Annotated in this window: 11 protein-coding genes; 2 read left to right on the forward strand and 9 right to left on the reverse strand. The window is 70.4% G+C overall.

Annotation, left to right across the window (positions count from 1 at the left end):
* A partial coding sequence (locus tag GY24_RS07785; protein ID WP_267892607.1) for an SbcC/MukB-like Walker B domain-containing protein occupies positions 1-977 on the forward strand: 977 nt, incomplete at its 5' end.
* A gap of 17 nt (positions 978-994) precedes the next feature.
* Here GY24_RS07785 and GY24_RS07790 read toward each other — a convergent pair.
* Genes GY24_RS07790 through GY24_RS07830 form a run of 9 tightly spaced genes read right to left on the reverse strand, consistent with a single transcriptional unit; the run spans position 995 to position 12004 of the window.
* Positions 995-1297 (reverse strand): putative quinol monooxygenase, encoded by a 303-nt coding sequence (locus GY24_RS07790; RefSeq protein ID WP_104475125.1) that lies wholly within the window; start codon positions 1295-1297, stop codon positions 995-997.
* Between the two features lie 52 nt (positions 1298-1349).
* Complete coding sequence (locus tag GY24_RS07795) at positions 1350-3278, reverse strand: SDR family NAD(P)-dependent oxidoreductase (protein ID WP_104475162.1); 1929 nt, start codon at positions 3276-3278, stop codon at positions 1350-1352.
* Complete coding sequence (locus GY24_RS07800; RefSeq protein WP_104475126.1) at positions 3275-4774, reverse strand: FGGY-family carbohydrate kinase; 1500 nt, start codon at positions 4772-4774, stop codon at positions 3275-3277. Before GY24_RS07800 ends, GY24_RS07795 begins: the two co-directional genes overlap by 4 nt.
* A gap of 13 nt (positions 4775-4787) precedes the next feature.
* A complete protein-coding gene (locus tag GY24_RS07805) occupies positions 4788-6434 on the reverse strand; it encodes a glycerol-3-phosphate dehydrogenase/oxidase (RefSeq protein ID WP_104475127.1) in 1647 nt (548 codons plus the stop codon).
* A 55-nt stretch (positions 6435-6489) separates the two neighbouring features.
* Positions 6490-7365 (reverse strand): 3-hydroxy-5-phosphonooxypentane-2,4-dione thiolase, encoded by an 876-nt coding sequence (lsrF, locus tag GY24_RS07810; RefSeq protein ID WP_104475128.1) that lies wholly within the window; start codon positions 7363-7365, stop codon positions 6490-6492.
* Entirely contained in the window at positions 7358-8407 is a 1050-nt protein-coding gene (locus GY24_RS07815) for an ABC transporter permease (RefSeq protein WP_104475129.1), read from the reverse strand. Before GY24_RS07815 ends, lsrF begins: the two co-directional genes overlap by 8 nt.
* Positions 8404-9381 carry an ABC transporter permease gene (locus GY24_RS07820; RefSeq protein WP_104475130.1) on the reverse strand — a complete coding sequence of 326 codons (978 nt, stop codon included), beginning with the start codon at positions 9379-9381 and terminating at the stop codon, positions 8404-8406. The genes GY24_RS07815 and GY24_RS07820 overlap by 4 nt, the downstream gene beginning before the upstream one ends.
* Positions 9378-10895 carry a sugar ABC transporter ATP-binding protein gene (locus tag GY24_RS07825; RefSeq protein WP_104475131.1) on the reverse strand — a complete coding sequence of 506 codons (1518 nt, stop codon included), beginning with the start codon at positions 10893-10895 and terminating at the stop codon, positions 9378-9380. The genes GY24_RS07820 and GY24_RS07825 overlap by 4 nt, the downstream gene beginning before the upstream one ends.
* Before the next feature lie 32 nt (positions 10896-10927).
* Positions 10928-12004: a substrate-binding domain-containing protein gene (locus GY24_RS07830; RefSeq protein ID WP_104475132.1), complete on the reverse strand. Its 1077-nt coding sequence runs from the start codon at positions 12002-12004 to the stop codon at positions 10928-10930.
* Positions 12005-12233: 229 nt separating this feature from the next.
* On the opposite strand from GY24_RS07830, the gene GY24_RS07835 reads away from it, so the two are divergent.
* Positions 12234-12986 carry a GntR family transcriptional regulator gene (locus GY24_RS07835; RefSeq protein WP_104475133.1) on the forward strand — a complete coding sequence of 251 codons (753 nt, stop codon included), beginning with the start codon at positions 12234-12236 and terminating at the stop codon, positions 12984-12986.
* Positions 12987-12994 lie beyond the last annotated feature (8 nt).

Here is a 12994-nt window from a genome sequence, read left to right on the forward strand (position 1 = left end):
TCACCTTGGCGGCGGCGCGTGCCCTCGCCGCAGCCCAGAACGCCGTCTCGGCGGCCGATTCTGCTGCCACCGCCGCCGACACCGAACAGCGCGAGCGGCTGGACGAGCAGGGCTTCGAGAGTGCCGCGGCCGTCGTGGCCGCGCACCTCGACGCCGAGCGGCGCACGGCGATGGAGGCGGGCCTCCGGGCGCACGATGACGCGGTCGCGGCGGCAACGGCGACGCTCTCCGAGCCCGAACTCGCCGGGCTGCCGAGCGAAGAGGTCGAGCTCGAGGAGTCGGAGGCGGCCGTGCAGCTCGCCCGCGCGGCCCGCGACGAGGCCCTCGCCCGGCGGGCGACGCTCACCGCGCACGCGGCCAGCCTGAGCGAGCTCGTCGACACCGTCGCGACGGCGTTGGCGGCATCCGCGGAGCTGATCGGCCGTCACGAGGTCGTGGCCCGCCTGGCCGCGACGGTGAAGGGTGACGCCCCGAACGACCGGAGGATGCGCTTGGAGAGCTTCGTGCTCGCCGCGGAGCTCGAGGAGATCGTGGCCGCGGCGAACGCCAGACTGCACCAGATGAGCGGCGGCCGCTACCTGCTCGAGCACGACGACGCCGTCGGCTACCGCTCCACGCAGTCCGGCCTCGGTCTGGCGATCCTCGACAGCCACACCGGGGCGCAGCGGCCGACGCACTCGCTCTCTGGCGGCGAGACGTTCCTGGCGTCCCTCGCCCTGGCGCTCGGCCTGGCCGAGGTCGTCACCGGACGGGCCGGCGGCATCACTCTCGACACCCTCTTCATCGACGAGGGATTCGGGTCGTTGGACGCCGAGACGCTCGAGATCGCGATGACGACACTCGACGGGCTGCGCACGGGAGGCCGCACCATCGGGCTGATCAGCCACGTCGAGGCGATGAAGGAGCAGATTCACGCCTCGCTGCAGGTGGCCGTCAGCGAACAGGGGTGGAGCACGATCAGCCAGCAGGCGGGATAGGCCGCGCGTCCGACCGGCTACACAGGCGTCGCCACGACCTTGCTCGAGGAGCGCGCCTGCAGCAGCGGCACGATCTGCTCGACCCCGATGCGGGTGAAGTGCTCCGCCTCGCGGTGCGCCGCGAAGCCGGCCGCGTCGACGAAGCACTCCACGATGACGATCTCCTCGGGGTTCTCAACGTTGCGGAAGTACTCGAAGCTCAGGCACGCCGGCTCGCGGCGCGTGGCAGCGGTCAGTTCGGCCAGAAGCCCGAGCACGGTCTCCAGCTGCCCCTCTCTCGGCTGGTAGCGGGCGATGACCTGGAAGAAGCTCTCTGGCACGGGTGGTGTTCCTTGATGTGAGGGGGCGGATGGCGGGGTGGGGCCTGGGCGGCTAGACGACGCGGTCGTTCCCGCCGTCGACGGTGATGTGGGCTCCCGTGGTGGCCGGGAACCCGGCACAGAGCGCGACGACGGCGTCCGCCACCGTGGCGCTCGTCACCTCGACGCCCAGCAGGTTGCGGGTGCGGTACTCCTCAACGCTCAGGCCGTACCGGGATGCACGCTCCGCGAGCAGCTCCGGGGTCCAGATCGCCGTGTCGAAGACCGCATCGGGCTCGACATGGTTGACGCGGATCCGGTCCGCCGCCCACTCCAGCGCCGCGACCCGGGCGAGCTGCGCCGCGGCCGTCTTGCTCGCGGAGTACGCCGCAGCACCGGGGCCGGGGGCAGCCACGTTCTTGGTCGACACCAACACGGCGCGCCCGCCACGCGGCGAGAGCGCGAGCAGCGGGTGGGCGGCGCGCAGCACCCGGGCGACCGCGGTCGCATTCACCCGGAGCGAGCGGTCCCAGAGCGCGTCGTCGAGGGCGGAGAGCGGCGCGCTCTCCGGGAAGATCCCGGCCGCGATGACGAGCATGTCGACGCCGCCGAACTCGCGGGCGGCCAGATCGATCGCCGAGTCGAGCACCGCACCGTCGCTCACGTCCCCGACGACGCCTCGCCAGGCGCGCCCGGGGAAGCTGGAGAGCACGGCCTCGTTGAGGTCGAGGCCGACGACGCTCGCGCCGCGGGCGAGCAGGGCGGCGGCGCAGGCGCGCCCGATCCCCGAGGCCGCACCGGTGACGAGCGCCACCTCGCCCTCCAAGTCACGCCCGCCTCCGGCCGAGCGGATGCGGGCCTGCTCCAGCTCCCAGTACTCGATCTCGAAGCTCTGCGCCTCGTCCAGCGAGGCGTAGCCGCCGTCCCGGTCCGCGGCGTCGATGATATCCATGGTGTGCAGGTAGATGTCATGCACCGCGTCGGCGGCGGCGGGCGTCGCGCCGACCGTGAGCAGGCCGAGCTCGGGGTCGAGCACGACGCGCGGGGCCGGGTCGAGCACCGTGTACTCGCCGTCGCCCCGGTTCTCGGCGACGTAGCGCAGGTAGTCGTCGGCGTAGGCCGCGACGTCGGTGCCGAGCAGGGGCACCCGCTTGGTGCGGATCACGTGCTCCGGCGTCGCCGTGCCGCGCGCGGTGACACCGGCCAGGTCGTCCCGCCCCGCGAATCGCAGTGCGCGCTCGGAGGCCGACTGGCGCACCAGCAGCGGGCGCCCGGCCGCGCGTGCGATGTCGCGCCGGAGTGCGGCGAGCTGGGCCGGTGCCCCGGCACGCTCGACGCGCGCGCCCTCCGCACCCCAGCTCTCGACGCCGAGCGCCGCGGATGCGGCGGCCACAAGCGCGCGGTGACGGTTGAGCGCGGCATCCGCGTCGTCTGCGAAGGTGAACAGGCCGTGGTTGGCCAGCACGATCGCGTCGGCGTCGCCCAGTTCCGTCGAGGCGACCATGCGGGCGAGGTCGAAGCCCGGCATGACGTAGGGCAGCACGACGACCCGCTCGCCGAGGACCTCTGCGGCCCGGCGCAGGCCATCCGGCTGGTCGGTGAGCGCGACGATCGCGTCGGCGTGCGAGTGCAGCACCACGCGGGCGGGCAGGTGGGCGTGCAGCAGCGCCTCGATCGACGCCGTCGGGGCGGTGGCGGAGAGCGATGCCTGCCGCAACTCGTTGACCATTGCGGAGTCGCTCAGTGCCTCGAGCTGCAGCAGCTCGAGCAGGCGCCGGCGCCGGAGCGGTGCGAAGCCCGGCGCCTCGATGGTGCCGAGATCCCAGCCGCTGCCCTTGACGAGGACGAGCTCGAGCTGCGCACCGGTCACGTCCTCACTGCGCGCCTTGATCGAGGTGTTCCCGCCGCCGTGCAGCACGAGCGCGGGGTCGCTGCCGAGCAGCCTCGACACGCGCACGATCTCATCGAGTGCACTCGCGAGTGCGTCGTTCACAGCCGTCATCGCGCGGCCTCCGTCCATACCTGTTTCATGGCGGCGAGCACCCGGTCGAAGCGCTCGCCCTGTCGTTGATAGCTCTCGCGGTCCGCCCCTGGCGACACCACGAGGGCGGGGTCAGGGCTGACCCGCCAGGTGCTCGTGTCCCGGCCGATGCCGTTCGCGGCCAGCGAGGCGGCGCCGCGAGCGCCCAGCTCTGTACCGAGCTGCCGGCGCACCGGGTGGCCGATGACATCGGCGAAGATCTGTGCCCACAGCGGGTTCTTGGCCCCGCCGCCGGCGAGGGTCCAGGGCTCAGCGGAGACGTGTGCGCCGCTCGAGCGCAGCTTCTCGAGCTGCACGCGGTGGTACTGCGTGATGCCCTCCGCGACGGCCCGGGCGATCTCGCGGTGGCCGTGGCTGCCCTTGGCGCCGATCAGGGTGCCGGTGGCGCCCAGGTGCTCGGGAGCCCCGTGCACGAACGGCAGGAACAGCAGGCCGTCGGCCCCCGCTGGCACGGAGGCTGCCGCCGCGAGGAGCTGTTGCGGCGAGACGGCGTCGGCGGACAGCGTCGACATGAGCGAGGAGTACCACTCGATGCTGGCGGCGGAGGTCGGGGCGACCTCCTGCGCCAGCATCAACTCCGGGTCCGGCAGCAGCGCGTTGAGCGTGACGCGCGGCGGCGCATCGCGAACGGGCACCACAACAGAGTTGATCGCCCAGGTTCCGACGATCACCGTGACGTCACCGCGTTCGGTCGAACCGGCGCCGATGGGGCTTGCGACGCAGTCCATGCATCCCGCGACGACCGGAACACCGGCCCGGAGCCCGGTGCGCGCAGCCGCCACGGCCGTCACCTCGCCGATCACAGCGTCGGAGTTGGAGAGCGGAGGCTGCAGGCGCATGAGCTCGCGCGGCACCCCGAGCATGTCGAACACCTCTGGTTCGTAGTCGCGCGAAGCCAGGTCGACCAGCCCGCAACCCGAGGCGTCGGAGTAGTCGGCGTTCGCCTGCCCCGTGAGGCACGCGGTGATCCAGTCTTTGCAGGTGAGCGCCCAGCGTGCCCTGGCGAGCGTCTCCGGCTCGTTGTCGTGCATCCAGCGCAGCAGCACACCGGGCTGCCCGGCCCACGGCACCGAGCCGGTGACGGTGCGGATCCGCTCCACCTCGGCCGCGTCGAGGCCGGCCACGAGATTCTCGCTCCGGGTGTCGGTCGAGGCGAAGGCGCTGCGAACGGGTGCGAGAGCCTCATCGACCAGATAGAGCCCGTTGCCGTGACCGGTGGCGCCCAGCGCCTGCACCGTCCAGCCGTTCGCGTCCAGCCACCCGGTGAGCAGCCCGAGCACATCGGCCACGACCTCCCACAGGGCGGCCATGTCGATCTCTTGGCGGTCGGCGGAGACGGCGACCCGCGGGTTGGGGGCCGAGTAGCTGCGGAGTTCCTGGCCGTCCGCGTCGAACGCGGCGGCCTTGGCCGAGGTGAGACCGACGTCGATCCCGATGTAGCACTGCTTGACTGACACTGTTGCTTCCTTGCTAGTTGCCGGCCGCGTTCTCAGCGCGGACGACCCGCGGCATGAAACGGCGCATCGACTGACGATAGCGGTCGAGCTCGCTGTCGGCGCGCTCGCGGGTCCAGCCGGCGTGCTCCACCAGCACGGCGGCGATGGCGGGGGCGGCGGCGAGGCCGACGTCCCCGTTCAGGGCGACGACCATGCGGCGCAGCACGACATCCTCCAGCGTGAACGCCCCCTCGTTGACGACGGCGTGCACGGCCTCGGCGGCCAGGGCGCCGCTGTCCGGGTCAACGACCCGGGCCAGCTCCGGCGACTCGTCGATCAGCCGGGCGACGGACTCCGCAGCGACCCCGTAGGTGTCGACGAGGCGGGCCGCGGCCGCGGCGGGCAGCGAGGTGCGCCCGATGAAGCCCTCGCGGTACTCGGCCCACTCACCCGTCGGCGCTCCGGGGAGCGCCGCGTTGCGCGTCGGGGAGGCGCCGGGTTTGCGTCCGAGGGCGCGCTCGATCTTCTTCGCAACCAGTTCTCCGAGGGCTCGGTGGGTCGTCAGCTTGCCGCCGATGAGCGTGATGAGGCCGGCGCTCGAGCCGCTGTGCACGAGGATCTCGTGGTCGCGGCTGACCTTGGACGGGTCGTCCAGCTCGCCCACATACGGCAGGGGGCGTACCCCGGAGTACGACCACAGCACGTCCTCCGTGCTCAGCCTGGCCCGCGGGATCAGCCGGTTGACGGCGTTGAGCAGGTAGGCGCTCTCGTCACCGTCGATGACGATCGAGTCGATGGAGTCGTTGTAGGGGATGTCGGTCGTCCCGATCATGTACCTGCCGTTCCACGGCAGCACGAACATCGGTCGTGCGTCATCCGGGGACTCGAAGAAGATGCAGCTGTCCGGCGCGCCGTCGAAGGGGTCGACGACGAGGTGGCTGCCCTTGGTCGGGCCCATCTTCCGATCGTGGCCGCCGGCCAGCGCGAGCACCTCGTCGACCCACGGGCCCGCGGCGTTGACGACGAGCTTGGCGTCGATCTGCTTGAGGCCGCCGTCGAGCCGGTCGCGGTACTGGATGCCGCTGATGCGGCCGCCGCTGCGCACGAGCGACTCGACCTTGGAGTGCGTCAGCAGCGTGGCGCCGTGCTCGTGCGCGTCGACGGCGAGCTCGAGGCTCAGGCGCTCGGTGAGCGGGACGTGCGCGTCATGAAAGAGCCCGCCCCACTTGACGCCGCCCTCGGCCAGTTCCGGCCAGTCGCGGCGCATCCGGGCGCCGAAGACGATCCGATTGAACGGCAGCGGCTTGCCGATGGCGAGCACGTCGTGGAGCATGAGCCCGCAGGCGACCAGCCAGCCCGGCCGGCTCTGCCCCTTCACGAACGGCACCAGCATGGGGTAGTGGTGCACCAGGTGGGGGGCACGCTTGAGCAGGATGTTGCGCTCGCGAATCGACTCGTACACGAGGTGCAGTTCGAGGCGTTCGAGGTACTTCAGCCCGCCGTGGATGAGACGGGTCGAGATGGCGGAGGTGCGCGCCCCGATGTCGTCCTGGTCGATGAGGACGACGCTGAGGCCGCGTCGCGCCGCCTCACGGGCGACCGCGAGGCCGTTGATTCCTGCGCCGATCACGGCGACGTCGACGGGGGCTACATTGCGTGCATAGCTCGACAGAGCGGGCATGGTGGTCCTTAGAAACAACAGGGGCGCGGGATGGTTGCCCTCCCGCGCCCTCCGATCAGTGGGAGAGTTCCTCGTACAGCGCGAAGGCCTCGTCGGGGCTGAGGTTCTCGTGCACGACGGCGCGGACGGCGGCGAGCATCGCCGAGGGGTGCTCCGACTGGAAGACGTTGCGCCCCATGTCGACGCCCGCGGCGCCCTCCTGCATGGCGCGGTAGGCCACCGTGAGGGCCTCCTTCTCCTCGACCTTCTTTCCACCGGCGATGATGATCGGCACCGGGCAGGCGGAGGTGATCGTCTCGAAGCCCTCCTCCACGTAGTAGGTCTTCACGAAGGCGGCGCCGAGCTCGGCCGACATGCGGGTCGCGAGCCGGAAGTAGCGGGCGTCGCGGACCATGTCCCGGCCGACGGCCGTGACGGCGAGCACCGGGATGCCGGTGGCCTGGCCCTGGTCGACCAGGGTGGTGAGGTTCTTGATCGACTTGGTCTCGTTCTCGCTGCCGACGAAGACCTGCACGGCCAACGCTGCGGCATCCACGCGCACGGCGTCGTCGATGCTGACGGCGAGCTCCTCGTTGGAGAGGTCGGTCAGCACGCTGGGGCCGCCGCTGGCCCGCAGGACGATGCCCTTTCCGCTCTCGGCGGGGATCGTCGTGCGCAGCGCGCCCCGGGTGAGCATCAACGCGTCGGCCTGCGGGATCAGGGGGACGATCGAGCGGTCGAGGCGCTCCAGACCGGAGGTGGGGCCCTGGAAATAGCCGTGGTCGAAGGCAAGCATGACGGTCTTGCCGTCGGCCGGGTCGAAGATGCGCGACAGACGGGCGCGCATGCCCCAGTCCTGCCCGCCCAAGCCCTTGAGGTGGAAGGCGCCAGTGGCGCCGGCGGTCGCGCCGCCGAAGTCGGTGCCTTCGCGGAGGTCGTCGAGGTCAGCCATGTGTGGTCTCCTTGTTCTTGTTTCTGATCTGGAGGGTGTCGCGCAGTCGCGCAAGAGAGGATCGTCCGGTTCCCGTGGCGGCGGCCGAGACAACCACGACGGCGACGACGAGGACGCCCTTGAGGATGTTCTGGGCGCCGATGCTCCAGCCGACGAGGTTGAGCAGGCCGGAGAGCAGCACGAAGAAGAGGGCACCGGTCCAGGCACCGGCCGCCACCGCCCGACCGCCGGAGATGAGGGTGCCGCCGATCACCACGACGGCGATCGAGTCGAGCATGTAGGAGGTGCCGAGCACCGTGCTCGGCGAGATGAACGCGGCGAGCAGGCCGCCGGCGAGGCCGGCGAACGCTCCGCAGAGCAGGTAGGCGAGCGCGGTGATCGCCCACACCTTGATGCCGGCCCGCTCGGCCGCGCGGGCGCTCTGGCCCACCGCGATGATCGAGAGCCCGAAGCGGGTGTGCCGGAGCATCAGCGCGACCACGATCGTCACGGCCAGGACGAGCAGCGCGATCAGCGGGACGCCGAGGATCTTGGCGTTCACGAACGCCCGCAGGCCGGCATCCGCCGAGTGCCTGCTCGCGTCGGCAAGGAGCAGGGTGGCCGAGGAGACGATGAGGCTCGTCGCCAGGGTCGCGATGATCGGCGGCACCCGCAGGAGCAGGATCGCGATCACGCTGCAGACGGCGGCCGCGATGCCGGCTCCGACGGCGGCGAGGACACCGGCAGTGGGGCCCGCAGCTGCGCCCACCGCGACGGACACGTAGGAGGCCATCGAGATGATCGTGCCGACGGAGACATCGATATTGCCGGGGCCCAGCGTGATGACGAGCATCTGGCCGAGTGCGACGAGCACCAGGAAAGGCGCGAGCGTGAGCGCTTGGGCGAGCGGGTCGAATGGCGCGCCGGGGCGCACGACCACGATCAGCGCCCAGACGGCCAGCACTCCGATGAGCGACCAGCCCCAGGCCGGCCAGCTGAGCCGCCGGCGTCGGGGCGAAGCGTCTGGACTCGTCAGCGGGGCGGTGGAAAGCGTGGCGCTCATCGGGTGAACCTCTCTGTGATGATGCGGCCGGCGAGAACGGCGAGGACGATGATTCCCTGCGCCGCGGATTGCAGGCTGGAGGACAAGCTCATGAGGCTGAGGAGGACCGTGATCAGGCCGAGGGTGACCGCGCCGAGGGTGGCGCCGATGGGGAGGGCGCGCCCTCCCGAGAAGGTGCCGCCGCCGAGGATCACCGCGGCGATCGTCATCAGCGTGAAGTTGCTGGCGGAGTTGATATCGCCAGAGCGGGTCTGCGACGCCAGCAGGAGGCCGGAGACGACGATCAGGACGGCTGCGAGCACGTAGGCCGTAACCCTGGTTCCGGCGAGCGACCAGCCGGCCTTCTGCAGGGTCGGGGCGCTGCTGCCGAGCGCCCGCATCCTGGACCCGATGCGGCTCTGCCTGGCGAGATACCAGCCGATCAGGGTGGCGACCACGATGAAGACGAGGGGTGCAGGAACACTGTCGGGGCGCCAGCGGCCGATGGCGGTCAGCCAGTCGGGGGTCGCTCCTCCGGGGGTTGGCAGGATCTGCAGGCCGAGCCCGATCCAGACGAAGGACATGCCGAGCGTGATGATGATGGAGGGCACCCCGCGCTTCTGCACGATCAGCCCGAGCAGCGCGTACACGCCGACGATTGCAACGAGCAGCCCCCAGCCGAGGAGTGGGCTCTCGGCTAGGAGGGTCGCCGCGATCACCGTGACGAGCCCGATCAGCGCACCGATGCCCAGGTCGATGTCGCCGACGGACATGATGAGCATCTGGGCCTGGGCGGCGAAGACGAGCGGCACCGCGGACATGAGCATGAGGGTCAGGCCCGAGACGCTCAGGATGCCGGGCTGGTTGACCACGGAGATCCCGAAGATCACCACGAGGGCGACCAGTGAGAGAAGCGCGGGGAAGCCGTGGACGGCGCTCACGCGGGCACGGCCCGCGAGGCCCGGCCGGGCGCTGGCCTGGATTGTCGTCGTCATCGCTGGTCTCCGGTGTTCTCGTCAAAGGAGTCGGCGATGATCCGCTCCTCCGTGTTGGATTCGCCGCTGAGCTCCGAGACCAGCCGGTTCGCGCGGAAGACGTAGACCCGGTCGCAGTGCGCCATCTCGCTGTTCTCCGTCGAGTACCAGACGATGCATCGCCCGGCGGCGGCCTCGGCTTTCATCAGGGCGTAGAGCTCGTTCTTGGTGGCAACGTCGACGCCGCGGAAGGGGTCGTCGAGCAGCACCATCTGGGCGTCGGCGGCGAATGCGCGCGCGACGAGGACCTTCTGCTGGTTGCCGCCGCTGAGCGCGGTGATGGGCGTGGCCGCGTCCCCGCGCACCTTGAGGGCGCCAATCCACTCGGCGGCGAGCTCCCGCTTGGCCCGGCCGTTGATGATGCCGAGGCGGCTGATGCCGCGCATGGCCGAGATGGTGAGGTTCTCCGCAACGCTCCACAGCGGCAGGATTCCCGACGTCTGGCGGTCTCCAGGCACGTAGGCCCGGCGTCGCGGGACGGTGACGCCGCGGCTCAGTGCGCCCGCGCCCCACAGCTTGTTCAGCAGCTGCTCCTGGCCCTGCCCGGCGAGGCCGGCGAGCCCGATGAGTTCCCCGGCGCGCGCCTCGAAGGAGATGCCGGAGGCCGCCCGCACGGTCGCGACGATCGCGCCGCGCTCAGCGGTCAGGTCCGCGGCGCGCGGGGCGGTCACATCGGCACCGGCGGCCCGGACCTCGCCGCCCATCGCCACGAGCAGCTCGCTCTCGGAGGTGGCGGCGGCGGCAAACGTCTCCACGACGGTGCCGTCCTTCATCACGGCGATGCGGTCGCTGTTGGCGAGCACCTCCTGCATCCGGTGCGAGATGAGCAGCACGCTCACTCCGCGGCGGGTGAGGGTGCGCAGGTGCGCGTAGAGCTGGGCGGTGGCGTCCACGCCGAGTGACTCAGTCGGCTCGTCGAGGATGAGCATGCTGAGCGCGTCGGTGCAGAGCGCGCGGGCGATCTCGACCATCTGCCGCTCCGCCATGGCCAGTTCGCCGGTGCGGCGCAGCACGGAGATGCCGTGCCCGGGGAAGACCGTGTCCAACGCGGTGCCGATCCGCTGTTCGGCGCGCCCCCGCCAGCCCCAGAGCCCTGTCGGGCGCGGGTCAGAGAGCGCGGCGTTCTCCGCCACGGTCAGGTCGTCGCAGAGCGCAAGCTCCTGATAGACCATGCGTACCCCGGATGCCGCGGCGGAGTCCGCGTTCCAGGCGGCGCCGGCGCGGCGCTCCCGCGCATCGACGGCGCCGTCATCTGGCTGCTCGATGCCGGCGAGCATCCGCATGAGTGTGCTCTTCCCCGCACCGTTGTGTCCGACGAGTCCGAGGATCTCACCATGCTCCAGTCGCAGATCGACGCCCCGAAGCGCGCGGGTCTTGCCGTAGCTCTTCGTCACGCCCCGCGCGACGATGGTCGGCGCGGTGCTCGGGGTGCTGGGCACCGCCGTGGCCGATTCGCTGAGTGCTGTGTCTGACATGGTTATTCCTCGGACTCGCCGTTCACTCTGGGTTACTTGATGGCGGGGGCGAGGACGTCCTCGCCCGCCACGATGGCGGCGATGGCGGCGTCAACGCTCGCCTTGTCCCACTGGTTGGCGGCGTACTCGTCGGAGCCCAGCTTCTCGACCCAGTAGTCGAGGTCGGCCTGCGAGATCTCGAGCAGCGGGAGGACGACCTCGCGCGGGACGTCCTGGCCGTCCAGCACTGCGAGCGCGACGTAGATGGCCGCGATGACCTGGCCGGGGTCGGTGAGGGCGGCGAAGGAGCCGTTGTCGATGCCCTTGTCCTTCCAGAAGGTGAGCGACTTGCCGTCGGTGTCGAACACGACGACAGGGGCTTCCCGCCCGGCCGACTCGAACGCCTGGACAATGCCCATGCCGCCGATGCAGCCGGGCGCTGCGGCGATCTCGGGCAGCGAGCCGAGCACGGAGACGATTTCCTTCTGCGCGGTGCTGCTGTCGCAGAAACCGTTGATCTCGGCTGCCACGTTGACCTTGGGGTAGCCCTTCAGGATCTCCAGCTGGCGGGCGTGGAACGCCTCCTCCGGCTGGGAGCCGATGACACCGCGGTTGATGATGATGTTGCCCTCGCCGCCGATCGCGTCGAGCGCTGGCTGAATCGAGACCTCGCCCCACATGTCATAGGCGTTGCGCACGACGTGGGCGCAGGGGGCGTCCATGTCGGCGTCGAGGACGACAACGGTGATGCCGGCGTCGCAGGCTTCTTCAACAGCGGGGATCAGCGCGGTGGAGGACGCCGGGATGACCAGCAGCACGTCAGGGTTCTGCAGCACGAGGCTGCGAATCTGGGAGGCCTGCTCGGTGGCGCTGTTCTCGCCGGGGGCGTTCACGGTCGAGAACTCGGAGACGACGCCGTCGGCCTTGAGCTTGGCTGCCTCCTCCTCGAACTTGTTGATGAGGGTGAGGCGCCATCCGTTGACGAAGCCGTTGCTGAGGGCGATCGAGATGCCGTCTCCGTCGCCGGCCGGAGCCGAGCCGGTGTCGGCGCCTGCCGCGCATCCAGTGAGTGTGAGTGCGGCGATGGCCGCGGCAGCGATGCTGACTCGCCGAAGGGATCTAAACGACATTGTTGTCCTCCATTAGTGGATTCGCGTCTTTGCGCGTGGTGCAGGGGGTGCGGTGGTGCCTCGTGATCGACGGGAAAATCTGTCAATCCCGCGCTTACTTGTAGTCCCTAACTCGTAATGACAAGTTGGTAGTGATATGAATATAGGGACACACACCGGCGCTGTCAAACAGGCGGCGAACGGTAGTCTCGGGATCGTCATAGATGGCGTCTCGCATGAAGGGGGACTCATGAGCGGCGCATCTCTGCGCGATCAGCAGCTCGATCGCGCATCAAGGGACCCACTCTGGGTGCAGCTTTCCGGCGTCATCCGGGGGGCCATCGAGAACGGGCAGCTCAGCGCGGACCAGGCGCTGCCGTCCGAGGCCGAGCTCATCGACCGCTTCGGTGTTTCCCGCACCGTCGTGCGCGAGGCCCTGGCCGACCTCGTGCAACGAGGACTGATCTACAAGATCCGCGCCAAGGGGTCCTTCGTGTCGCCTCCGCGCCGCGATCTCGGATTCATCGGCTCGACCCTCGGCTCCTCAGACGACCTGCTGGCCGCAGGCCGCAGCTCGTCCACGCGTGTCCTCGCCCTCGCCGAGGGCAGTGCGGACAGCGCAGAGGCCGGCGCCCTCCGCATCTCGGAGGGAGCACCCGTCATCCGCCTCCGGCGCCTGCGCTCGGTCGACGGGACACCGGCACTTCTGGTGCAGACGACGCTCCCCAAGGAACCGTTCAGCGGTCTGCTGCGGAGCAACCTGGAGAATCGCTCACTCTACGAGCACCTGCGCCGGCACTACGGGGTCGCACCGGTCGGCGCTGACCGGTGGATCCAGGCCGTCATCCCCTCTGCCGAGGACGCCGCACTCTTGGAACTGCCGGGCGGCTCCCCCGTCCTGCACATCGAGTCGATCGCGTGGGGTGCAGACGAGATCCCCTTCGAGTACTACCGCGCACTGCACCGCACGGACGAGTCGCGGTTCTACCTCGGCATTCGCTAGGGGCGTCG

The sequence above is a fragment of the Microterricola pindariensis genome, from assembly GCF_002936985.1.
In the GTDB taxonomy this organism is placed as follows: domain Bacteria; phylum Actinomycetota; class Actinomycetes; order Actinomycetales; family Microbacteriaceae; genus Microterricola; species Microterricola pindariensis.

What these genes read in the sequence shown, in the direction of transcription:
- GY24_RS07805 (WP_104475127.1), bottom strand. Translation starts at nt 6,434, where the DNA reads ATGCCCGCTCTGTCGAGCTATGCACGCAATGTAGCCCCCGTCGACGTC.
- GY24_RS07825 (WP_104475131.1), bottom strand. Translation starts at nt 10,895, where the DNA reads ATGTCAGACACAGCACTCAGCGAATCGGCCACGGCGGTGCCCAGCACC.
- GY24_RS07830 (WP_104475132.1), bottom strand. Translation starts at nt 12,004, where the DNA reads ATGTCGTTTAGATCCCTTCGGCGAGTCAGCATCGCTGCCGCGGCCATC.
- lsrF (WP_104475128.1), bottom strand. Translation starts at nt 7,365, where the DNA reads ATGGCTGACCTCGACGACCTCCGCGAAGGCACCGACTTCGGCGGCGCG.
- GY24_RS07815 (WP_104475129.1), bottom strand. Translation starts at nt 8,407, where the DNA reads ATGAGCGCCACGCTTTCCACCGCCCCGCTGACGAGTCCAGACGCTTCG.
- GY24_RS07820 (WP_104475130.1), bottom strand. Translation starts at nt 9,381, where the DNA reads ATGACGACGACAATCCAGGCCAGCGCCCGGCCGGGCCTCGCGGGCCGT.
- GY24_RS07795 (WP_104475162.1), bottom strand. Translation starts at nt 3,278, where the DNA reads ATGACGGCTGTGAACGACGCACTCGCGAGTGCACTCGATGAGATCGTG.
- GY24_RS07835 (WP_104475133.1), top strand. Translation starts at nt 12,234, where the DNA reads ATGAGCGGCGCATCTCTGCGCGATCAGCAGCTCGATCGCGCATCAAGG.